This window comes from Prauserella aidingensis (genome assembly GCF_024171865.1).
GTDB lineage: Bacteria > Actinomycetota > Actinomycetes > Mycobacteriales > Pseudonocardiaceae > Prauserella > Prauserella aidingensis.
The window spans coordinates 1-20,521 of record NZ_JAMTCN010000020.1; the positions used below are offsets into that span (position 1 = coordinate 1).

General features: G+C 71.8%; 15 protein-coding genes and 2 rRNA genes. 9 read left to right on the top strand and 8 right to left on the bottom strand.

Going from position 1 to position 20,521, the window contains the following annotated elements; genetic code table 11:
* Nucleotides 1-119 (top strand): 23S ribosomal RNA (locus tag LY13_RS18415); the annotation flags it as partial.
* A gap of 93 nt (nucleotides 120-212) precedes the next feature.
* Nucleotides 213-329: ribosomal RNA gene (gene rrf, locus LY13_RS18420) — 5S ribosomal RNA — on the top strand.
* Between the two features lie 327 nt (nucleotides 330-656).
* Here the strand turns inward: rrf and hisS are convergent.
* The 5 genes from hisS to LY13_RS18445 all read right to left on the bottom strand — a co-directional run bounded on the left by hisS (nucleotide 657) and on the right by LY13_RS18445 (nucleotide 6,611).
* Nucleotides 657-1,934 (bottom strand): histidine--tRNA ligase, encoded by a 1,278-nt coding sequence (hisS, locus tag LY13_RS18425; RefSeq protein ID WP_253829827.1) that lies wholly within the window; start codon nucleotides 1,932-1,934, stop codon nucleotides 657-659.
* Between the two features lie 46 nt (nucleotides 1,935-1,980).
* A complete protein-coding gene (locus LY13_RS18430; RefSeq protein ID WP_372493853.1) occupies nucleotides 1,981-3,552 on the bottom strand; it encodes an MFS transporter in 1,572 nt (523 codons plus the stop codon).
* Nucleotides 3,549-4,223, bottom strand: coding sequence for an LppX_LprAFG lipoprotein (locus LY13_RS18435; protein WP_253829828.1), 675 nt, complete (start codon nucleotides 4,221-4,223; stop codon nucleotides 3,549-3,551). Before LY13_RS18435 ends, LY13_RS18430 begins: the two co-directional genes overlap by 4 nt.
* 222 nt (nucleotides 4,224-4,445) lie before the next feature.
* Nucleotides 4,446-4,898: a flavodoxin family protein gene (locus LY13_RS18440; RefSeq protein ID WP_253829830.1), complete on the bottom strand. Its 453-nt coding sequence runs from the start codon at nucleotides 4,896-4,898 to the stop codon at nucleotides 4,446-4,448.
* A gap of 6 nt (nucleotides 4,899-4,904) precedes the next feature.
* Nucleotides 4,905-6,611, bottom strand: a complete 1,707-nt coding sequence (locus LY13_RS18445; RefSeq protein WP_253829898.1) for a phospho-sugar mutase — start codon at nucleotides 6,609-6,611, stop codon at nucleotides 4,905-4,907.
* A 102-nt stretch (nucleotides 6,612-6,713) separates the two neighbouring features.
* Here LY13_RS18445 and LY13_RS18450 point away from each other — a divergent pair, with 102 nt between their 5' ends.
* Complete coding sequence (locus LY13_RS18450) at nucleotides 6,714-7,973, top strand: PucR family transcriptional regulator (protein ID WP_253829831.1); 1,260 nt, start codon at nucleotides 6,714-6,716, stop codon at nucleotides 7,971-7,973.
* Nucleotides 7,974-8,425: 452 nt separating this feature from the next.
* Here the strand turns inward: LY13_RS18450 and LY13_RS18455 are convergent, their stop codons facing one another.
* Nucleotides 8,426-9,220, bottom strand: a complete 795-nt coding sequence (locus tag LY13_RS18455; protein ID WP_253829899.1) for a purine-nucleoside phosphorylase — start codon at nucleotides 9,218-9,220, stop codon at nucleotides 8,426-8,428.
* A gap of 126 nt (nucleotides 9,221-9,346) precedes the next feature.
* Nucleotides 9,347-11,044 carry a serine/threonine-protein kinase gene (locus LY13_RS18460; protein ID WP_253829900.1) on the bottom strand — a complete coding sequence of 566 codons (1,698 nt, stop codon included), beginning with the start codon at nucleotides 11,042-11,044 and terminating at the stop codon, nucleotides 9,347-9,349.
* A gap of 188 nt (nucleotides 11,045-11,232) precedes the next feature.
* Between LY13_RS18460 and LY13_RS18465 the strand changes: the two genes are divergently transcribed.
* The 6 genes from LY13_RS18465 to LY13_RS18490 all read left to right on the top strand — a co-directional run bounded on the left by LY13_RS18465 (nucleotide 11,233) and on the right by LY13_RS18490 (nucleotide 19,833).
* Nucleotides 11,233-13,224 carry a methylmalonyl-CoA mutase family protein gene (locus LY13_RS18465; RefSeq protein ID WP_253829833.1) on the top strand — a complete coding sequence of 664 codons (1,992 nt, stop codon included), beginning with the start codon at nucleotides 11,233-11,235 and terminating at the stop codon, nucleotides 13,222-13,224.
* Nucleotides 13,221-15,410, top strand: a complete 2,190-nt coding sequence (gene scpA, locus LY13_RS18470) for a methylmalonyl-CoA mutase (RefSeq protein ID WP_253829834.1) — start codon at nucleotides 13,221-13,223, stop codon at nucleotides 15,408-15,410. Before LY13_RS18465 ends, scpA begins: the two co-directional genes overlap by 4 nt.
* Nucleotides 15,410-16,426, top strand: a complete 1,017-nt coding sequence (gene meaB / locus LY13_RS18475) for a methylmalonyl Co-A mutase-associated GTPase MeaB (protein ID WP_253829835.1) — start codon at nucleotides 15,410-15,412, stop codon at nucleotides 16,424-16,426. Before scpA ends, meaB begins: the two co-directional genes overlap by 1 nt.
* A 33-nt stretch (nucleotides 16,427-16,459) precedes the next feature.
* Complete coding sequence (locus LY13_RS18480) at nucleotides 16,460-16,966, top strand: hypothetical protein (RefSeq protein ID WP_253829837.1); 507 nt, start codon at nucleotides 16,460-16,462, stop codon at nucleotides 16,964-16,966.
* A gap of 337 nt (nucleotides 16,967-17,303) precedes the next feature.
* The gene (locus LY13_RS18485) at nucleotides 17,304-18,587 is read left to right on the top strand and encodes a M20 family metallopeptidase (RefSeq protein WP_253829838.1); all 1,284 of its coding nucleotides are present in this window, start codon (nucleotides 17,304-17,306) and stop codon (nucleotides 18,585-18,587) included.
* A 298-nt stretch (nucleotides 18,588-18,885) separates the two neighbouring features.
* Nucleotides 18,886-19,833, top strand: coding sequence for a type IV toxin-antitoxin system AbiEi family antitoxin (locus LY13_RS18490; protein WP_253829839.1), 948 nt, complete (start codon nucleotides 18,886-18,888; stop codon nucleotides 19,831-19,833).
* 222 nt (nucleotides 19,834-20,055) lie between these two features.
* Here LY13_RS18490 and LY13_RS18495 read toward each other — a convergent pair whose 3' ends face one another.
* Nucleotides 20,056-20,508, bottom strand: a complete 453-nt coding sequence (locus LY13_RS18495; protein WP_253829840.1) for a gamma-glutamylcyclotransferase family protein — start codon at nucleotides 20,506-20,508, stop codon at nucleotides 20,056-20,058.
* Nucleotides 20,509-20,521: the final 13 nt, after the last annotated feature.

Here is a 20,521-nt window from a genome sequence, read left to right on the forward strand (position 1 = left end):
TCTCCCACCCCGTTGTGGGTTAAGGCCCCCAGTAGATGACTGGGTTGATAGGCCAGACATGGAAGCGCAGTAATGTGTGTTGGAGTGGACTGGTACTAATCGGCCGAGGACTTGTCCACAACGATGCTACGCACCCACTCTACGATCCTGAAACACCACACCACCCCCACGTGGGTGTGTGGGGAGGCAGCCGGTGTGTTGTTTCGTAGTGTTTCGGTGGTGATAGCGGTAGGGGTACGCCCGGTCCCATTCCGAACCCGGAAGCTAAGCCTGCCAGCGCCGATGGTACTGCACCCGAAGGGGTGTGGGAGAGTAGGACACCGCCGAACTTAACAGAAAAAAAATGAGACGAGCCTCCCGGCTCGAGTCCCACCACGAGGACTCGCCGGGAGGCTCGCCTCATTGCTCGACCTCAGGTCGAATCGGCGCAGTGTGTCGAATCGGGGCAGGGTGTCGAATCGGGGCAGTGTGTGGCCGGCGTCCTCACGACAGACTCCCGCCCCCCGGATGTGTTCTCCCGGCCTCGGGAGGAGCCGTGGGAACAACACAGAAGCCGTGGGCACCACAAAGGTGGGCACAACATAAAAAACACAAAAAATGGGGGTACGTGACTCACGGAGTCACGTACCCCCATTTTTTGTGTGATCGGGTGTCGGTCAGTCGTCGCCGTGGAGGGGGCGTTCCTCGAGCGTTCCGGTCGCCTCGCCGGCGCGCAGGTGGACGAACGCCGTGAAGCCTGCGGCCTCCAGGCGCTTCAGCTGTGCTGCGAACTTGCCGCTGCGGCCGACGGGCGCGACGGACCTGCCGCCGGCACGCAACTCCCGTGCCGAGGCCAGCACGTTCGGGGTCGGCACGTCGACGTCGTAGAGCACTGCGAGGCGGTCCTGCGCAGGCGGCTCCGACAGCAGGTCGACGATCCGCTCGAAACCGATGGAGAAACCGCACGCGGGGACGTCGGTGCCGAGCGAACGCCCGATGAGGTTGTCGTAGCGTCCACCGCCGGCGACCGACCCGGCGGCGTCCGGCGCGGTCACCTCGAAGATGTGGCCCGTGTAGTAGCCCATGCCGCGCACGAGAGTCGGGTCGAACTCCCACGACACCGAGTTCTGAGCGCCGATCTCCGACAAGCACGTCGCGGTGGTCGCGAGGTCGTCGAGCACGGCGTCCGGAAGGCTCGGCAGCACCTCGGAGAGCGTGGCCGGCAGCTTGTCGCCCGAGACCTCGCCGAGCGCCTCGATGCGGTTGCGGGCCGCCGACACGACGTCCGAGCCGAAGCCGCGCTTCTCCAGTTCGCCTGCGACACCGTCCCAGCCGATCTTGTCCAGCTTGTCGAGCGTGATGAAGAAGCCGTCCTGCTCCTCGGCCGGAACACCGGCCTCGGTGGCCAGCGCCGACAGGAAGCGGCGGTCCGAGATCCGCACCGTGGTGCCGGTGAGCCCCACACGGTTCAGAGCCTGCGTCGTCGCCTCGATCAGTTCGGCCTCGGCGAGTGTGCCCGGCTCACCGACCATGTCGATGTCGCACTGGTAGAACTGGCGGTACCGGCCCTTCTGCGGCCGCTCGGCGCGCCACACCGGTCCGAACTGGAACGAGCGGAACGGGGTCGGCAGTTCGCCCCGGTGCTGGCCGTAGAAGCGGGCCAGCGGGACCGTCAGGTCGTAACGCAGCCCCATGTCGACCAGTTCGGCCAGGTCGGTGCCTGCCTCGATGCGCTCGGGCAGCCCGCGGCGCAGCACCTGGAAGATCATCTTCTCGTTCTCGCCGCCCTGGCCGCCGGAGAGCCGCTCGATCCGCTCCAGCGCGGGCGTCTCGATGCGCTGATAGCCGTAGCGCCCGTACACCTCGGTGATCGTCGACAGCACATGGTCGCGCACCGCCACCGCAGCAGGAAGCAGGTCACGGGTGCCCCGAGCGGGGCTGTTGTCGATCTTCACCAGGAGAGTCCTTGAACATGCGTACGGGCAGGGATACCCGCCGAGTCTATCGAGCGCGCCGTGGACCGGTGAGCAGGGCGAGACCCGCGCCGACGACGCAGACGACCGCGGTGATCGCGAAGATCTCCGTGTACTGGGTGAGCATCGCGTCCTGCAGCTTCGCCGCGTACTCGGCCGCGGCCCGATCGAACGCCGCGTCGTTCGGGTACAGCATCGGCAGCGGCGTCTGCAGCTCCGCGGTCAGGGTGTGGAACCGGTGCAGCCCCCACGCCGACAGCGCCGAGATGCCCACGAGCATGCCCGTCATCCGCGCCACGACCACGGCCGCCGAGGCCATGCCGTGCTGGTCCGACGGCACGACGCGCAGCACGACCGCCGACAACGGCGCGATGACCAGCCCCAGCCCGATGCCGACGAGGACCAGATCCGTGTCCAGCCTCGGCAGCGTCAGCGGGCCGAGTTCGCGCGGGCTCGACAGCACGTCGGCGGGCCACTGCGACATGAGCAGGAACCCACAGGCGGCGATGAGCAGGCCCGCGGCCGCCACCCAGCGTTCCGCGAGCCGGTTCGCCAGCAGACCGCCGATCACCGCACCCACCGGCAGCGCGATGAGGAACCGCAACAACAGCAGCACCGCGCCGTGGTCGCGTTCGCCGAGCAGCGTCTGGGCGAACAACTCGACGTCGACCAGCGTGACCATGAGCGCCGCACCCGCGGCCAGGCTCGCTCCGAGGGCGGCGAAGAACGGGCGGAGCTGGACGTGCGCGGTGTCGAGCAGCCGGGTGCGGGCCTTGACCTCCCAGCCCACGAACGCCACGAGCGCCGCCGCCGCGGCGATCAGCGTCGGCATCCCCCAGCTCGGCAGCACCTGTTCCTGCGGTTCCGGGTTGTACAGCGCGACGACGAGCAGCCCGAGTGCGACGGCCAGCAGGCTCGCACCCACGACGTCGGCCTTCTGTCGCCGCTCGGGACGTCCGCCCCGGATCGACAGGTGCACCACCACCATCGCCAGCAGCGCCAACGGCACGTTCACCCAGAACACGGCTCGCCAGCCCGCGAGTCCGGCCAGCGCGATGCCGTACACCGGGCCGAGGACGCTGCCCAGTTCCTGCGCACCGCCGACCGCGCCGAGCACGGCCGCGCGCCGGTGCTGCGACCACAGGTCGGCCGCCAGCGCCAACGTGACCGGCAGCAGCGCACCACCCGCGACGCCCAGTACCACGCGGCCCGCCACCAGCAGCGGCACGGACTCGGCCGCGGCCGTCAGTACGGAGCCGCCGATGAACACCGTCAGGCACGTCTGCAACAGCGCCTTGCGGCCGAACCGGTCCGACGCCTGTCCGAGCAGGGGCATCGCGGCGACGTAGCCGAGCAGATAGCCCGTGACGATCGGCGTGACCCGTTCGATGCGGTTGAGCGGGACCTGGAGGTCCTCGACGATCTGCCGCAGCAGCCCGAGGACGACGTACGTGTCCAGTGCGCCGAGGAGTACCGCGAGCCCGCCTGCGCTGATCGCCAGACCGCGCGAACGGGCGGCCGCGTCGCCCGTGCTGTTACCGCCGCTGTCGTCGGCGGTGTCGGCGGTGTCGTGGGTGCCGGTGGCGTCGGGGGAGGTCACTGCGGAGGCTCGACCGTGACGGGCTTGTTCACGTCGGACAGGGTGATGTCGACGGAGGCGTCACCCGAGAAGGTCGCCGTGGCCTTGACGGGCAGGCGCGACTCGTCGTCGCGGATCCAGAACGCCACGTCGGCCGCCGACGGCACACCGGGCAGCACCTCGGACAGCACGTCCCGTGCGAGTTTGCCCTCGACCTTGAAGGCCTCCGTGCCCGACACCTCCTCCCTGGCCGTCGTCTCGGGGTCCTGGAGGCTGGAGACGAGCTTGGCGACGCCCCGGTCCTCGTCGAGGACCGCCGACGGGTCGTAGATGCTCGACACCATCGACGCGGGCAGCTGCTGGTAACCGCCCGTCGGGCCCTTGAGGTGCAGCGCATCGCCGGTGAGGACGAAGTCGATCTCCACCAACTGGCCCGCCTGCGTGATGGTGCCGCTGCCCTCGGCCTCGCCGTCGGCGGTCAGGTCGCCGTCCAGCGACTGAATCATCAGGCCCTGCACGTTGCCGTTGACCTGGATAGCGAAGTGGGTGCTGTCGATGTCGGCCGTGGCTTTCGCGGCGTCGTCGACGAGCGTCGCCGCTTCCGGGAGCGATTCGTCGGAGCCGGAGGAACACCCGCTGGCGGTGACGGCCGCGGCGACCAGCACCCCGGCGAGCAGACGACGTGTGCGCATGCCGATGAAAATACTGGGGCGCGGAGCGTCACCTTTTGGGTGGTGGTGGGAGAGGGGCTGGCCATACTGGGGCGCGGAGCGTCACCTTTTGGGTGGTGGTGGGAGAGGGGCCGGCCGTACTGGGGCGCGGAGCGCCACGAAAGAGCGACACCATGCCGTGGGCGCCCCTCACAACCGGTACCACCCCGCGGGTCGGAGATGCCTGGCTGGGCCGGGTGGGGGTCACTCCATGAGGTTGGCGGCCGAGGTGGCGCCGAGCTCCCAGCAGGCGGCGAGGTCGTCCTTGCCGGGCTCGCCCATGACGGTCACGGCCGCGGTCGACTGCTGCCAGCCCAGGCCGGTCGTCACGGTCGCGATGGCCTTCTGCGCGCCTTCGACGCCCTCGTTGCCGTGCACGTAGTAGCCGAACGGCAGCCCGGACGTGGCGTCGAGGCACGGGTAGTAGACGGTGTCGAAGAAGTGCTTCAGCGCACCCGACATGTACCCGAGGTTCGCGGGGGTACCGAGCACGATCCCGTCGGCGCCGAGCACGTCCGAGGCGGTCGCCGACAGCGCGGGCCTGCGCACGACGTCGACGCCCTCGATCTCGGGGTCGGTCGCCCCGGAGACGACCGATTCGAACATCGTCTGCAGGCTCGGCGACGGCGTGTGGTGAACGATCAGCAGCGTGGCCACGGCGTATCAGGGTGCCTCGGTGGGAGCGGACTCGGCAAGCACGCGGTCGAGGGCGCCGCGCAGCGCGGTGAGCCGTTCCGCGGCGCGGGACCGTGCGGCGGCGAGGTCGTCGCCGGGCGGCTCGGTCACCTCGAGGTAGGCCTTGAGCTTCGGTTCCGTGCCGGAAGGACGCAGCAGTACCCGGACGCCGTCGCCGTGCAGCCGCAGTACGTCGGCGTCCGGCAGCAGGTCCTCGGCCGTGACGGCCACATCCGCGAGGTCGGCGGGCGGGTCGGCGCGCAGCCGGGTCATCAACTCGGCGCGGACGGTCAGGTCGGCGAAGCGCAGCGACACCTGGTCGGTCGCGTGAACGCCGTGGCGCGTGGCGAGGTCGTCGAGCGAGTCCAGCACCGTGCGTCCGCCCGCCTTCAGCGTCGCGACCAGGTCGCAGGCGACGACCGCCGCGGAGATGCCGTCCTTGTCGCGCACGACGTCCGGCGCGACGCACAGTCCGAGTGCCTCCTCGTAGGCGAACACCAGCCCCTCTCCGGCACGGGCGAGCCACTTGAAGCCGGTCAGCGTCTCGGCGTACCGCGCGCCGTGGGCACGGGCGATGTCGCCCAGCAGTGACGACGACACGATCGTCGTCGCTACCAGCGGAGCGCCGGAGTCGGTGACCGTGCCGTCGGACTCGACGATCAGTTCGCCGGCATCCGAAGTCGGACCGCTGCCGTCCACACCGGACAGCACGTACTCGCCGAGGACCACGCCGGTGTCGTCGCCGCGGAGCATCCGCCACGCGCCGTCGGACCCGGGGACGCCGAGCGCGCACCGGTCGGCGTCGGGGTCGAGCGCGATCGCCACGTCGGCGCCGATGTCCGCGGCCAGCGCCAGCAGCCGGTCCGTGGCACCCGGTTCCTCCGGGTTGGGGAAGGTGACGGTCGGGAAGTCGGGGTCCGGCGCGCGCTGCGCATCGACCAGGTGGACGTCGGTGAATCCCGCTCCGTGCAGCGCGCTCCCGAGGACGTCCGCGCCCACGCCGTGCAGCGCCGTCGCCGCGATCCGCACGTCGCGTGCCTCGCCGCGCGGCAGCCTCGTCGTCGCGGCGAGGTAGGCGTCGAGCACGTCGACGGTCGTCGCACCGCCCGCCCGCGGCACCTGCCGCGCGGGAGGTGCCGCCTCGATCGCCGCCTCGATCCGACGGTCGGCGGGCGGCACGATCTGCGCACCCGTGTGGTCGTAGAGCTTGTAGCCGTTGTCGGCGGGCGGGTTGTGCGACGCCGTGATCTGGATGCCCGCCGCCGCGCCGAGATGCCCGACCGCGAACGCCAGCAGCGGCGTCGGCAGCGGCGAGGGCAGCACCGAGACGTCGAATCCCGCCGCGGTCAGCACCTCGGCGGCCGCCGTCGCGAACCGCTCCGACCCGTGCCGGGCGTCACGGCCGATCACCACCGTGGCGCCTGCGTGGCCGGAGTCGGACAGCCACTGCGCCACGCCCGCGGTCGTCCGGACCACGACGGCCGTGTTCATGCCGTTCGGCCCCGAGCGGACCGGACCGCGCAGGCCCGCGGTGCCGAATTCGAGCGGGCCCGCCATGCGATCGGTCAACTCGGCGATCGCCTCGGCCTCACCCGCCATGGCGCGGGCGAGCACGGCCTGCAACTCCTCCCGCGTCGCGGAGTCCGGGTCGTCGGCGATCCACCGGTAGGCGGCGTCGCGCAGGTCGGGTGTCAATCGGGCGGTGGGTTCTGCGGACTCGGGCACGGGCCCATGTTGTCAGGCCGAGACGGGGGTCGATAGCTTTGCCTCGCCTGAGCCGAGTGGGGGTGGCCTGGAGTGTTGTCCGATGCCGCGCTGGTCGGCCCGTCCGCGCGGGAGGAACTGGCGCGGATGGCGCCGGTGTTCCGGGAGCAGGCCGGCAACGTCGCCGAACGGATCATCGAGCAGATCCAGTACACGATCCCCGAGTACCAGCGGCCGTTGGAGGGCGTGTTCGGCCAGGCGGTGCGTGACGGCGTCGAACAGGGTGTCGTCGACTTCCTCGACCGGTTGCTCGGCAACGCGCCCGGCGACGATCGCACCGACGCGGTGTTCCGCAGACTCGGCGGTTTCGAGGTCGCCGAGGGCCGCGGGCTCGAGGTGCTGCACTCGGCGTTCCGCCTCGCCGTGCGGGTCGGCTGGAAACGCCTCGCCGAGATCGGACTCGCGGCGGGGTTGCAGACCGAGACGATGTGCGAGCTGGCCGCGGCGCTGTTCGCCTACGTGGACGAGCTGTCCGACCTGTCCCACGAGGGCTACACCGCGGCGCAGCGGCGCGTGGCAGGCGCGCTCGAACGCAGGCGCAAACGGTTGCTCGAGCTGCTCGTCGCGGACACTCCCGCACCGCGCGACCTGCTCGAGGAGCTGGCGTCCGCCGCCGCGTGGCCGCTGCCGCGGCGCCTCGCGGTCGCCGTCGTCGACCCGCCCGGTGACGATCCGGCCGCCTACCCCGACCTGCCCGGTGACGTGCTCGTGGACCTAGAGGGCGACGTGCCGTGCGTCGTGCTGCCGTGGCGCGAGGCCGGCGGGGAGGGCGGGCTTCCCGCCGCCGATCTCCGCGGCAGGAACGCCGTCGTCGGACCGCCCGTGCCGGTCGAGGAGGCCGCGCACTCGCTCCGATGGGCCCGTCACCTCGCCGAGCTGCGGGTGGCGGGCGTCGTCGCACCCGCAGCACCGGGAGCCGCGGCGGAGGACGGCACGGGCGACGCCGACGACGACGTGCTGCGCGCCGACGATCACCTGCTCACGCTGTGGCTCCTCAGCGATCCGCCGTTGGCGCGGCTGCTCAGTGAGAAGGCCGTCGCACCGCTGGCCGGGTTCAACGTCCGCCAGCGTGAGCGACTCGCCGAAACGCTGCTGGCCTGGATCCAACGTCGGGGCAGCGCGCCGGACATCGCCGCGCAGCTCAACATCCACCCGCAGACGGTCCGGTATCGCATGCACCAACTCGAGGAACGCTACGGCGGCCGGCTCCACGACCCCGACAAACGGGTGTGGCTCGCGGCGGGACTGTTGGCGAGGAACCTGCTGCGCAAGCAGGACGCGGCGCGCCCGTGACTGTCCGTGCACGTGCCCGGTGAGGCGTTGACGGCCGGAGAGTGGCGTGCAGCACACTCCCGCTTCCCGGTCGCGGTGGTCGTCACCGACGCGGACCAGCGAAAGCGGACATCGCCCGCACCGCGGTGAGCAACGGACGAGGCCGTTTTGTCAACGCGATGACAACCGCCGTCGTGGGCCGGTCGGGCTACTCGAACGGGTTATTGTCCCGGGCCACCCCTGCGGGGGAGATTGACGTGCAGCTCGAGCTGGTTCGGCTCGCGAACCGCCCCGGTGCGGCGTGCGACGGCGCTGTCGCCGCCTCGGTCACCGGGGTGCCGAGGTCCGCGAGGACATCATTCCCAGGAAAGGACCCTCGATGATTCGCAGGGAAGTCACGGACGTGCCGATCGTGACCGGCACCGTCACGTCGAAGTAACCCTCGCCCGGCGTACCTCGCCCGCCGGTGGGCGTCAGGCCCCGGCGGCGAGGTCCCGCAGCAGTGAACCCATCCGCTCGGCCGCGGCCCGGCCGGCCTCGATGACCTCGTCGTGGCTGAGCGGGTCGCCCGTGATCCCTGCAGCCAGGTTCGTCACCAACGACAGCCCGAACACCTCCAGCCCCGCCGCCCGCGCGGCGATCGCCTCGAGCACGGTCGACATGCCGACCAGATCGGCGCCGAGCGTGCGCAACATCCGGATCTCCGCGGGAGTCTCGAAGTGCGGTCCCGGCATCGCCGCGTACACGCCTTCGGCCAGTGACGGGTCGATCGACGACGCCAGTCCGCGCAGCCTGCTCGAGTACAGGTCCGTCAGGTCGACGAAGCTCGCCCCGACGATCGGCGAGGTGCCCGTCATGTTCAGGTGATCGGAGATCATCACCGGCTGGCCGACCTCGAAGCCCTGCCGCAGTCCGCCCGCGGCGTTGGTCAGCAGCACGGTCTTCACGCCCGCCGCCGCGGCGGTACGGATGCCGTGCACGACGTTCGCCACGCCACGGCCCTCGTACAGGTGCGTGCGGCCGAGCAGCACCAGCGCGCGGTTGTCGCCGAGCGAGACCGACCGCGCGGTGCTGCCGTGGCCGACGGCGCCGGGCTCGGCGAATCCGGGCAGGTCGCCCAGCTCGACCTCCGCGTCGGGCGTGCCGATGACGTCGGCGGCGGGACGCCAGCCCGATCCCAGCACGATCGCGATGTCGTGCCGATCGGTGCCGGTGCGTTCGGCGAGGGCGGCCGCGGCCTGGTGGGCCGTTTCCTGGGCCCGGTCCATGGGGGAGTTCGAATCCGTCACGAACGCGCAGGTTACTGCAGGCCCGCAGGCGTCCGCGGCGGGAACACCGCAGTCGGCCCGCTGCCGTGACGCGGGGCGGGCGGCCTCGTGGAACGGGCGGCGGCCTCAGTCCGTCTGGCGGAACGTCGGGACGATCCGGTCGAACAGGTGCTGCCTGCCGAGCCGTTCCTGGTCCACCGGGACGGTCACGGCGACCACCCACAGGCCGGTGCTGGTGGGGAACACGTCGGCGGTGGTGCTGCGGTTGATCGCGCGGCCGTTGTCGCCGGACTCCTCGTCCCGGCCGCCGCGTTCGGCGGTGCGGTACGTGATGCGCACGCCCTGGCCGTCGTGGATCTTCTCCTGCTGCACCAGCGTGAAGTCCGACCGGGTCCACGACCGTCGCAGGCGGGTCACGTACTGCTCGGCTCCGAGGTCCTCGCCCGCGAACCGTTCCACACCGAGGGTCCGCGCGCCGTCCGCCGAGACGAACTGGATGTGCGTGCTGGTGGGCAGCGTGTCGGCGGGGCGCTGGGTGACGAACCGCTTCCAGTCGGCAGGCACGCGGACCGTGAACAGCCCGCCCTTGGCGCCGCGCATGTTCGTCGCGTCGCCGTGGCGCAGCTCCAGTGGCTGGGGAGCGGTGGCCCCGGCCGCGTCGGCCGTGCGCTCCGGGGTCGCTCCCTCCGCGGGCGGGCCGAGGGAGTGGCCCGACACCGCGCGGATCAGCAGGACACCGCAGGTGACGGCCAACAGGAACACCACGATCACCGCGGCCGAGATCAGCACGAGCCGGCCGCGTGAGGACGGCTCCGGCTCGGCGGCGTGACCACCCGGACCCGGCGTGGGTGTGAACGGCAGCGGCCCCGGGTCGGCGGCCAACTCCCCGGAGCCCCCGGCGGCGCCGCCCTGCCCGCCACCGCCCGCCTCGGCCGCAGGTCCGGTCGCGGGGTCGCGAGGCGGGTCGGGATCGGGAGGCAGCTTCGGGATGATCTGCGTGGCGCCCGGATCGTGTCCGCCGCCCGCGCCCGTGTCGTCGAACAGCGACGCGGGGAAGACCTCCTCGCCGTGCGGGGGCAGCAGTGGCCGCAGTCTGCGCCGCACCTCCGCGAGGGGCAGTCGCACGCTCGGCTCCTTCGCCATCAGCCCCTGGATGACGCCCGAGAGCGGGCCGGACGACGGCACCGGCGGAGTGCCGCGCACGACCTCGGTGACGGTGGCCAGCGGGTCGCCGCCCTCGTCGTAGGGCGGGCGGCCCTCGGTGGCGGCGAACAGTGTCGCCCCGAGACCCCACAGGTCGGCGGCGTACGTGACGGCCCCGCCCGAGGCCACTTCCGGCGCGATGAACGCGGGCGAGCCGAGCATCATGCCGGTGTGCGTCATCGTCACTTCGGAGACGTTGCGGGCGATGCCGAAGTCGGTCAGCTTGATCCGCCCGTCGTCGGCGATGAGCACGTTGCCGGGTTTGACGTCGCGGTGCGTGATGCCGGACGCGTGGGCGGCCTCCAGCGCGGCGGCCACGGCCTCGGCGACCGTCACCGCCTGGGCCGTCGTCAGCCGTTCGCGGTCGCTGTCGAGGATCGACGCCAGGCTCCGCGAGGGCAGCAGCTCCATGACGACGTACGGATCGTGGCCCTCGCGGACGACGTCGTGCAGCACGACCACGTTGGGGTGCGAGAGCACCGCGATGGCACGCGCCTCGCGGAGGGTGCGTTCCCGCAGCTCGGCGAGCTGTTCGGCGGGCACGCCCGGCGGGACGTGCACCTCTTTCAGCGCGACCTGCCGCTGCAGGAACTCGTCGTGGGCCACCCAGACGGTGCCCATCGAGCCGGCACCGAGCACGGAGTCGAGTCGGTAGCGGCCTGCGACGACACGCGGCTGGTCTGCGGTCACGCACCCATTCTGTCGGCCGACGGCGCTCGTGGGCGGCCGGGTACCCACCCCGTTCGTGGGCCGCGGTCGCGACCAGCCTCACACTTGACGGATCGCCACGGGACCTACCATCACTCGGTATGACGGAAGTGGCAGGGACGCCAGGTGCGGGCGGCCCGGAATCCCGGCGGACCGGTTCGACGGACCCCGCGGCGCGGACGGCTCCGACGCTGTCGCTCGCGGCCGAGTTCGACACCCCCGACCACGCGACCTGGCAGCGGCTCGTCGCGGGCGTGCTCGGCAAGACCGGCGCGTTGCCCGAGGGGTTCGACGGCGCGCCCGAGAGCCTGCTGACCACCACGACCTACGACGGCATCGAGATCCGGCCGCTGTACACGGCAGCCGACGAGTCCCCCGAGGCCGGCTTCCCCGGGCTGCCGTCGTTCGTGCGCGGCGGCCGCCCCGAGGGCAACGTCGGCGCGGGCTGGGACGTCCGGTCCCGCCACGGCCACGGCGACGCGGCCACGGTCAACCGTGAGGTGCTCGCCGATCTGGAAAGCGGTGTCACGTCGGTGTGGCTGCGGGCGGGCCGCGGGGGCGTGCCCGTCGACGCGCTGGCCGACGCGCTGCACGAGGTGCGGCTCGATCTGGCGCCGGTCACGCTCGACGCGGGGGAGGACTACGCGGCCGCGGCCGACGCGCTGCTGGCCGTCCACGCCGAGCACGGGGTTCCCGACGGTGACGTCGGCGGCTCCCTCGGCGCCGACCCGATCGGGGTGCACGCGCGCACCGGCACGCCCCGCGACCTGGCGCCCGCCGCCGAACTCGCCACGCGCGCCGCGGCCCGCCACCCGTTGCTGCGCACCGTCGTCGCCGACGGGCTGCCGTTCCACGAGGCAGGCGGATCCGACGCGCAGGAGCTCGGCGCGACGATCGCGGCGGGCGTGGCCTACCTGCGCGGGCTGGTCGACGCGGGTCTCGACGTCGACACGGCCGCCGGGCAGCTGGAGTTCCGCCTCGCGGCGACCGCCGACCAGTTCCTGACGATCGCGAAACTGCGCGCGGCTCGCAGGCTGTGGGCGCGCGTGGCCGAGGTGTCGGGCGTGACCGGGCCGGGGGCCGCCATGCGCCAGCACGCCGTCACCTCACCCGCGATGGTCACCCGGCGGGACCCGTGGGTGAACATGCTGCGCACGACGATCGCCGGGTTCGCCGCGGGCGCGGGCGGGGCCGACGCGGTCACGGTGCTGCCGTTCGACGAGGCACTCGGCAGGCCCGAGGAGCTGTCGCTGCGCCTGGCCCGGAACACGCAGGCGATCCTGCTCGACGAGACCAAGCTGGCGGGTGTCGTCGACCCGGCAGGCGGTTCCTGGTACGTCGAGAAGCTCACCGACGAGCTCGCCCACGCCGCGTGGCGCGAGTTCACGGCGATCGAGAAGGCGGGCGGCGTGGTCGCCGAGCTGACCTCCGGGGCGCTGGCGGAGCGACTGGCCGAGACCCGGCGCGCACGGGCGGACCGCATCGCGACCCGCCACGACCCGATCACCGGCGTCAGCGAGTTCCCGCTCGCCGACGAACGTCCCCTCGAGCGCACGCCGTCCGAATCGGACGGTCTCGTCGGCGGGCTGCCGCGGGTGCGGTACGCGCAGGACTTCGAGGCACTGCGCGACCGGGCGGACGCCCACGCCGCCGCCACCGGGGCGCGGCCGACGGTCTTCCTCGCGACGCTCGACACCCTCGCCCGGCACACCGCACGCGCGACGTTCACCACCAACTTCCTGCAGGCGGGCGGTATCGAACCCGTCAACCCCGGCGAGACCGACGGCCTCGCCGACCTCGTCGCACGGTTCCGCGAGAGCGGATCGACGGTGGCGTGCCTGTGCGGCCCGGACGCGGCCTACGCCGAGCAGGCGGCCGACGTCGTCGCGGCACTGCGCGAGGCCGGTGCCACCGAGGTGTGGCTCGCGGGCAGGGCACCGGACGGCGTGACCGTCGACGGCACCGTCCACGCCGGCTGCGACGTGCTCGCCGCCCTGAGCCGCATCCTCGACACCCTCGGCGTCGGCGGGCAGGCTGCCGACGAGCAGCGGACGGCCGAGCAGGGATCCGACAAGCAGGGAGCCGCCCGATGAGCATCCCCGATTTCTCCGACGTCGACCTCGGCGCGCCCGCGGCCGGTGAGCGCGAGCGCTGGGCCGAGGCGCTGCAGTCGGCCACCGGCAAGGGCGCGGACGCGCTCGAATGGGAAACGCCCGAGGGCATCGGCGTCAAACCGCTCTACACGGCGGACGACCTGTCCGATGTGGACTTCCTGAACACGTACCCCGGTGCGCCGCCGTTCCTGCGTGGGCCGTACCCGACCATGTACGTGAACCAGCCGTGGACCGTCCGGCAGTACGCCGGTTTCTCCACGGCCGCCGACTCGAACGCCTTCTACCGCCGCAACCTCGCGGCCGGCCAAAAAGGACTGTCGGTGGCGTTCGACCTCGCCACCCATCGCGGTTACGACTCGGACCACCCGCGCGTCGCGGGTGACGTCGGCATGGCGGGCGTGGCGATCGACTCGATCTACGACATGCGCCAGCTGTTCGACGGGATTCCGCTGGACAAGATGTCGGTGTCGATGACCATGAACGGCGCGGTGCTGCCGGTGATGGCGCTCTACATCGTCGCCGCGGAGGAACAGGGCGTCGCGCCGGAGAAACTGGCGGGGACCATCCAGAACGACATCCTCAAAGAGTTCATGGTCCGCAACACCTACATCTACCCGCCGCAGCCGTCGATGCGGATCATCTCCGACATCTTCGCCTACACCTCGCAGCGGATGCCGAAGTTCAACTCGATCTCCATCTCCGGCTACCACATGCAGGAGGCCGGGGCGACCGCCGACCTCGAGCTGGCTTACACGCTCGCCGACGGTGTCGAGTACCTGCGTGCGGGCGAGGGTGCGGGACTGGACATCGACGCGTTCGCGCCGCGGCTGTCGTTCTTCTGGGCCATCGGCATGAACTTCTTCATGGAGGTCGCCAAGCTCCGTGCGGCCCGGCTGCTGTGGGCCAAGCTCGTCAAGCGGTTCGGCGCGCAGAACCCGAAGTCGCTGTCGCTGCGCACGCACTCGCAGACCTCGGGCTGGTCACTGACCGCACAGGACGTCTACAACAACGTCGTGCGCACGTGCGTGGAGGCGATGGCGGCCACGCAGGGGCACACCCAGTCGCTGCACACCAACGCGCTCGACGAGGCGCTGGCCCTGCCGACGGACTTCTCCGCGCGCATCGCCCGCAACACCCAGCTGGTGCTGCAGCAGGAGTCGGGCACCACCCGCGTCATCGACCCGTGGGGCGGCAGCGCGTTCGTCGAGAAGCTCACCTACGACCTCGCCCGCCGCGCGTGGGCGCACATCGAGGAGGTCGAGGCCGCGGGCGGCATGGCCAAGGCCATCGACGCCGGCATCCCCAAGCTGCGCATCGAGGAGGCCGCCGCGCGCACGCAGGCGCGCATCGACTCCGGCCGCCAGCCCGTCATCGGCGTCAACAAGTACCGCCCCGAGGCCGACGAGCAGATCGACGTGCTCAAGGTCGACAACGCCGAGGTCCGCGCGCAGCAGCTGGAGAAGTTGGAGCGGCTGCGGGCCGAACGCGACGCGGGCGCGGTGGAGGACACGCTGCGGCGGCTCACCGCGGCGGCCGGGAGCGGGGACGGCGCGGGCCAGGGCAACCTGCTCGAACTCGCCGTCGACGCGGCCCGCGCCAAGGCCACCGTCGGCGAGATCTCCGAGGCGCTGGAGAAGGCGTGGGGGCGCCACTCCGGCCAGATTCGTACGATCTCGGGTGTGTACCGGGACGAGGTCGGCAAGACCGAGGGCGGCGGCGGAGTCGACGCCGCACGGCAGCGGGTCGAGGAGTTCGCCGAACAGGAGGGGCGCCGCCCACGCGTCCTCGTGGCCAAGATGGGCCAGGACGGGCACGACCGCGGCCAGAAGGTGATCGCCTCGGCGTTCGCGGACGTCGGGTTCGACGTCGACGTCGGCCCGCTGTTCTCCACGCCCGCCGAGGTGGCGGCTCAGGCCGTCGAGGCGGACGTGCACGTCGTGGGCGTCTCGTCGCTCGCCGCGGGGCACCTGTCGCTCGTGCCCGCGCTGCGCTCCGAGCTGGCCGCGCTCGACCGGGAGGACATCCTCGTGGTGTGCGGCGGGGTGATCCCGCCGCAGGACTACGACGAGCTCCGCGCCGCGGGCGCCGCCGCGATCTTCGGCCCCGGCACGGTCATCGCCGACGCCGCGGTCGACCTGCTCGACCAGCTGGAGCAGGACGGATAGTGCCGCGCCGCAACGCCGTCGACGTCGCGACGTACGCGAAGGGGGTACGCGCCGGTGACCGCGGCATGCTGTCGCGGGCGATCACGCTCGTCGAGTCGGCCAAGCCCGAGCACCGGAGGAAGGCGCAGGAACTGCTCGTCGAACTGCTGCCGCACGCCGGTGGCGCACGGCGGGTCGGCATCACCGGCGTCCCGGGAGTCGGCAAGTCGACGTTCATCGACCAGCTCGGCACGCACCTGACCGAGGCCGGACACCGTATCGGTGTGCTCGCGGTCGACCCGTCGTCCACCCGCACCGGCGGATCGATCCTCGGCGACAAGACCCGCATGGCACGGCTCGCCGTCGACCCGTCGGCGTTCATCCGCCCCTCGCCGACGTCCGGCACACTCGGCGGCGTCGCCCGCGCCACCCGCGAGACCATCGTCCTGATGGAGGCGGCGGGCTACGACGTCGTCCTCGTCGAGACGGTCGGGGTCGGCCAGTCCGAGGTCACCGTCGCGGGCATGGTCGACTGCTTCCTGCTGCTCACCCTCGCGCGCACCGGTGACCAGCTGCAGGGCATCAAGAAGGGCGTGCTGGAGCTCGCCGACGTCATCGCCGTGAACAAGGCCGACGGCGAGCACGCCCGCGACGCGCGCCGCGCCGCCCGGGAGCTCTCCGGAGCGCTGCGCATGCTCTACGGCCCCGACGCGACGTGGACCCCGCCCGTGCTGACCTGCAGCGGCATGACCGGTGACGGCCTCGACGAGGTGTGGAACCAGATCGGCAGCCACCGCTCCGCCCTCGAATCCACCGGTGAGCTGGAGGCCAAGCGCACCCGTCAGCGCATCGACTGGACGTGGGCGATGGTGCGCGACCAGCTGCTCGACCGCCTCGGGCAGGACCCTGCCGTGCAGGAGGCGGCGGCCGAGGCCGAGCGCGGCGTCCGCGACGGCACGCTCACCGCGACGCTCGCCGCCGAACGGATCCTTGCCGCGTTCGGGTACGGCTTCGGCGACACTCCGCGCGGAGGCTGACCACGGCGCGGATTCGTGGGCACACTGGCAGTGATGCGTGCCTGCCGAGATGTCCGCCGAATCCCGTCCACAACTCCGTCGTCCCGGGTGCGTCGCGCCGCGGTCGTCGTGGTGTCGGCCGTCGTGGCCGGCGTCGCGTGGTTCGGCGCAGGCACGGTCGCCGCGTCGGCCGCTGCCGCTGAGCAGGTGGCCGCGACCGCGGAAGCCACTGCCCCCGCGGAAGCCACTGCCCCCGCGGAAGCCACTGCCCCCGCGGAAGCCACGGTCCCCGTGGAAGCCACTGCCCCCGCGGAAGCCACGGTCCCCGTGGAAGCCACTGTCCCTGCCGAAGCCACTGCCGAGAACATCACGGGCGGCGTCACGGGCGGGGCCGACCTCGCCCAGGGTGGGGACTCCGGGCCGGAGCTGGATCCGCAGACCGAGGCCGACCAGGAGAACGCCAGGAGCAAGCTCGTCGTCGGCCTGGCCGCGGCGGCGCTGCTGGGCATCATCGTGTGGGGCCGCATCATCCGTAAGAAGCGCGCCGACAAGGACAACTAGCCACCGAGGACCTCGGGGTCGGCGCACGCCCGGTCGGTGCCGCCTGCCGGGTCGCCGTCGAGGCGAGCATCGCGAGTGTGGCTGCGTCGCCGGGCGGAGGGTCCCGCAGGTCGACGTGCGTTCGGCGGCGATCAGTGGTCACCCGTCGTGCGATCGCCGGTAGCGGACGAAATTCGCAAAGCCGCTCGCCGCAATCTGCCTACCGTCGGTCTCCCCGCTACGACATCCGGGTCTCGTGCTCACCTGTTCGGTGCAACACTGGGAACAGGATTCATAGGTGACGTCCGCCGCGCCGTGGACAGGGTTCGGCGTCGACGGGCGTGCGCGGAGGTGTGCGGTGACCGTTCTCGACTCGCGACCCGAGGTGCCGGGTGACCCGGACGGCTCGTCGGACGCGGTGCTCACCGATTCCGGTGTGAGCATGGCGCCGGTGGCCGACCTCGGTGCGGGCAGAGGGCCGGAGTGGCTGGACGACTGGCTGACCGAGCATGCGTGCGACGTCCTCGCCTGGCGCAGGCACATTCACAGCAACCCCGAACTGGCGCGACGCGAGTACGGCACCACGGAACTCGTCGCGGGAATACTGCGGTCGGCGGGCCTGACGCCGCGGGTGATGGCCTCCGGTACGGGCCTGATCTGCGACATCGGCGACGGCCCGACCTGCGTGGCGCTGCGCGCGGACCTCGACGCGCTGCCGCTGACCGAGGAGAGCGGGCTGCCGTTCGCCTCCACGGTCGACGGTGTCGCCCACGCCTGCGGCCACGACCTGCACACCACCGTCGTGCTGGCCACGGGACTGGCGCTGGCGCAGGTCGCCGACAGCCTGCCCGGACGCGTGCGGCTGATCTTTCAGCCCGCCGAGGAGGTCATGCCCGGCGGTGCGCTCGACGTCATCCGCGCGGGCCACCTCGACGGCGTCGACCGGATCTTCGGGCTGCACTGCGACCCGCGCGTGGAGGTCGGCAAGGTCGGCACCCGCATCGGCGCGCTGACGTCGGCGGCCGACCTCGTCGAGCTGCGACTGACCTCACCCGGCGGGCACACCTCGCGGCCGCACCTGACGGCGGACCTCGTCCACGCGCTGGGCACCGTGATCACCTCGCTGCCGTCGGTGCTGTCGCGGCGGGTCGATCCGCGGTCGGGCACGGTGCTCGTCTGGGGTGCGGTGCACGCGGGCGAAGCGCCGAACGCCGTGCCCCAGGACGGACTCCTGCGCGGCACGTTGCGCACCGCCGACGAGGAGACGTGGAAGCAGCTCGAATCGCTCGTCGAATCGTCGATGGAGTCGATGCTGGCGCCTCTGGGTGTCGGCTACGAGCTGAACTACCAGCGCGGCGTGCCGCCCGTGGTGAGCGGGCAGGACAGCACCGAGCTGCTGCGCGGCGGGGTCGAGGCCGCGCTCGGTGCGGAAGCGCTGGTGAGCACGGAGCAGTCCTCCGGAGGTGAGGACTTCGGCTGGTACCTGCAGCACGTGCCGGGGGCGTTCGCGCGCCTGGGCGTGTGGCCGGGCGAAGGGCCGCAACGCGACCTGCACCAGCCGACCTTCGAAGCCGACGAACGCGCCCTGCTCACCGGTACGCGGGTCCTGGTCAACACGACCCTGGCGGCACTCGAACCCTGACCCGCCCGGGGCCCGTGTTGCGTTCCCAGGGGATCGTGTTGCAGGTCCAGGGGCGCGTGTTGCGTTTCCCGGGGATCGTGTTGTGGATTCCCGGGCCCGTGTTGCGTTTCTCGGGGCCCGTGTCGCCTTCCGGGGAAAAACCGGATTGACGCACCTGCATCCTCTCCGTGGGCTGAACAGGTGAACATCTGCGGGGCGTGACGGCCCAGTCGCCCCCAAGTTGTCCACACCGAGGTCAGTTGTCCACAGATTTGCTCACAGGCTCCGGTGAGGCTCCTCGGCAGGTCACAGTGACGACATGTTCAGATCGAACTGGGACCGGCACGGGGCGGCGAAGCGAAGTGACCTCCTGCACGCGCTCGGGGAACAGGCCGTCCGATCGGCGCTGCGTCACGGACTGCTGAGTCAGCCGTGGCGCGGAGTGGTCATGGACACGGCGCGTTCCCTCGACACCGTGACCCGGTGCGCCGCCGGGCTCCTCGCCGCGGGGCCGGGCGCAGTCGTCTCGCACGGCACCGCAGCGGTGCTGCACGGATGCGACGCCGCCGAGACCGGAGAGCTGCACGTGACCGTGCCTTACGGCAGCACGGCCCGATCGCGCGGCGGGCTGACCGTACACCGGGACAGGTTCGGCGACGACGACGTCGAGCTCCGGTACGGGTTACCGGTCCTCTCGCTCGCCCCGACGTTGGTGGAGCTGTTGTGCGTCGAGCGGAGATGGGTAGCGCTGGCGACCGTCGACCAGGCGCTGGCGGCCGTGCCGGACGACCGGGCCGGGGCGTTGGTGCAGAGCATCAGCGACAGGCTCACCCTGCGGGACGACCGCCGCGGTGTGCCGGGTGCGCAGGCGCTTCTCCAACTGGCGACCGGGGCCGCCGAGTCGCCGCAGGAGAGCAGATTGCGTTTACTCGTCGTGGACGCCGGTCTCCCTGTACCGACGCCCCAGTTCCAGGTGCTCGATCTGCGCGGTCGGCTGCTCTACGTGTTCGACCTGGCGTGGCCGGATGTCAAGATCGCGTTGGAGTACGACGGGTACGAAGCGCACGAAGACCGGAGTTCCTACGACGCCGAACGTGACCGGCGTATGGCGGAGCGCGGGTGGCTCACCGTCAGAGTCCGGAAAGAGCAGCTTGCGAGCCCGGAACCGGTGCTCAACGAGCTGTGGAGAGCCTTCGAGAAGCGGGGCCGTCCACTCTCGCAGAGTTCACCCGGTCGGCGGCGTCCCCACTCGGCACGGCGGCGCTGAGCTCCGCCCACCTCGGGCACGGAACCACCGCGCCACGAGGCGTGCGGCTGCCCTGAAGCCCTTGATCGCCGACGGGCGCGTGCCGACGCGATCCGGGGGGCGCAACACGGGCTCCCGAATCCGCAACACGGCCCCCGGGATCTGCAACACGCGCTCCGGGATCTGCAACACGCGCTCCGGGTGGCGCAACACGGGGCGTTCGAACGCAGGGGACGCGCGTGGTTACGGGCCGATGCCCTTGCAGGGGCGGGTGCGCAGGTCGGCCACGTAGTCGGCGGGGGCGCCCGCGGCTTCGGCGGCGTCGGCCAGCACGCCGAGGTAGCGCGCCGACGGCAGGCCGCCCTCGTAGGCGTCCAGCACGTACAGCCACGCGAGTACCGACCCGTCCATGGTCTGAACCCGCAGCCGGATCTTGTTGTGCAGCCCGAGCTCGTTGCCCTCCCAACGGTCGAGCTGACCCTCGTCGAGCGGGGTGACGTCGTAGAGCACCACGAACACCCGGGAGTCGGGGTCCTCCACGATCGTGGAGAGCGCACCTTCCCACAACAGGTCTTCGCCGCCGAACGTCAACCGCCAGCCTTCCAGCCAGCCGGTTCCCGCCATCGGCGAGTGCGGCGCTCGCTCGGCCATCTGGGAGGGTTCCATGTTGGACCCGTACGCGGCATAGAGAGGCACGGCGACAGCGTAA

Bases quoted from the DNA above. Each gene is read 5' to 3' on its own strand.
- LY13_RS18435 (WP_253829828.1), bottom strand. From the start codon at position 4,223: ATGCGCACACGTCGTCTGCTCGCCGGGGTGCTGGTCGCCGCGGCCGTC.
- LY13_RS18460 (WP_253829900.1), bottom strand. From the start codon at position 11,044: ATGGGCACCGTCTGGGTGGCCCACGACGAGTTCCTGCAGCGGCAGGTC.
- LY13_RS18465 (WP_253829833.1), top strand. From the start codon at position 11,233: ATGACGGAAGTGGCAGGGACGCCAGGTGCGGGCGGCCCGGAATCCCGG.
- scpA (WP_253829834.1), top strand. From the start codon at position 13,221: ATGAGCATCCCCGATTTCTCCGACGTCGACCTCGGCGCGCCCGCGGCC.
- LY13_RS18490 (WP_253829839.1), top strand. From the start codon at position 18,886: ATGTTCAGATCGAACTGGGACCGGCACGGGGCGGCGAAGCGAAGTGAC.
- LY13_RS18480 (WP_253829837.1), top strand. From the start codon at position 16,460: ATGCGTGCCTGCCGAGATGTCCGCCGAATCCCGTCCACAACTCCGTCG.
- LY13_RS18455 (WP_253829899.1), bottom strand. From the start codon at position 9,220: ATGGACCGGGCCCAGGAAACGGCCCACCAGGCCGCGGCCGCCCTCGCC.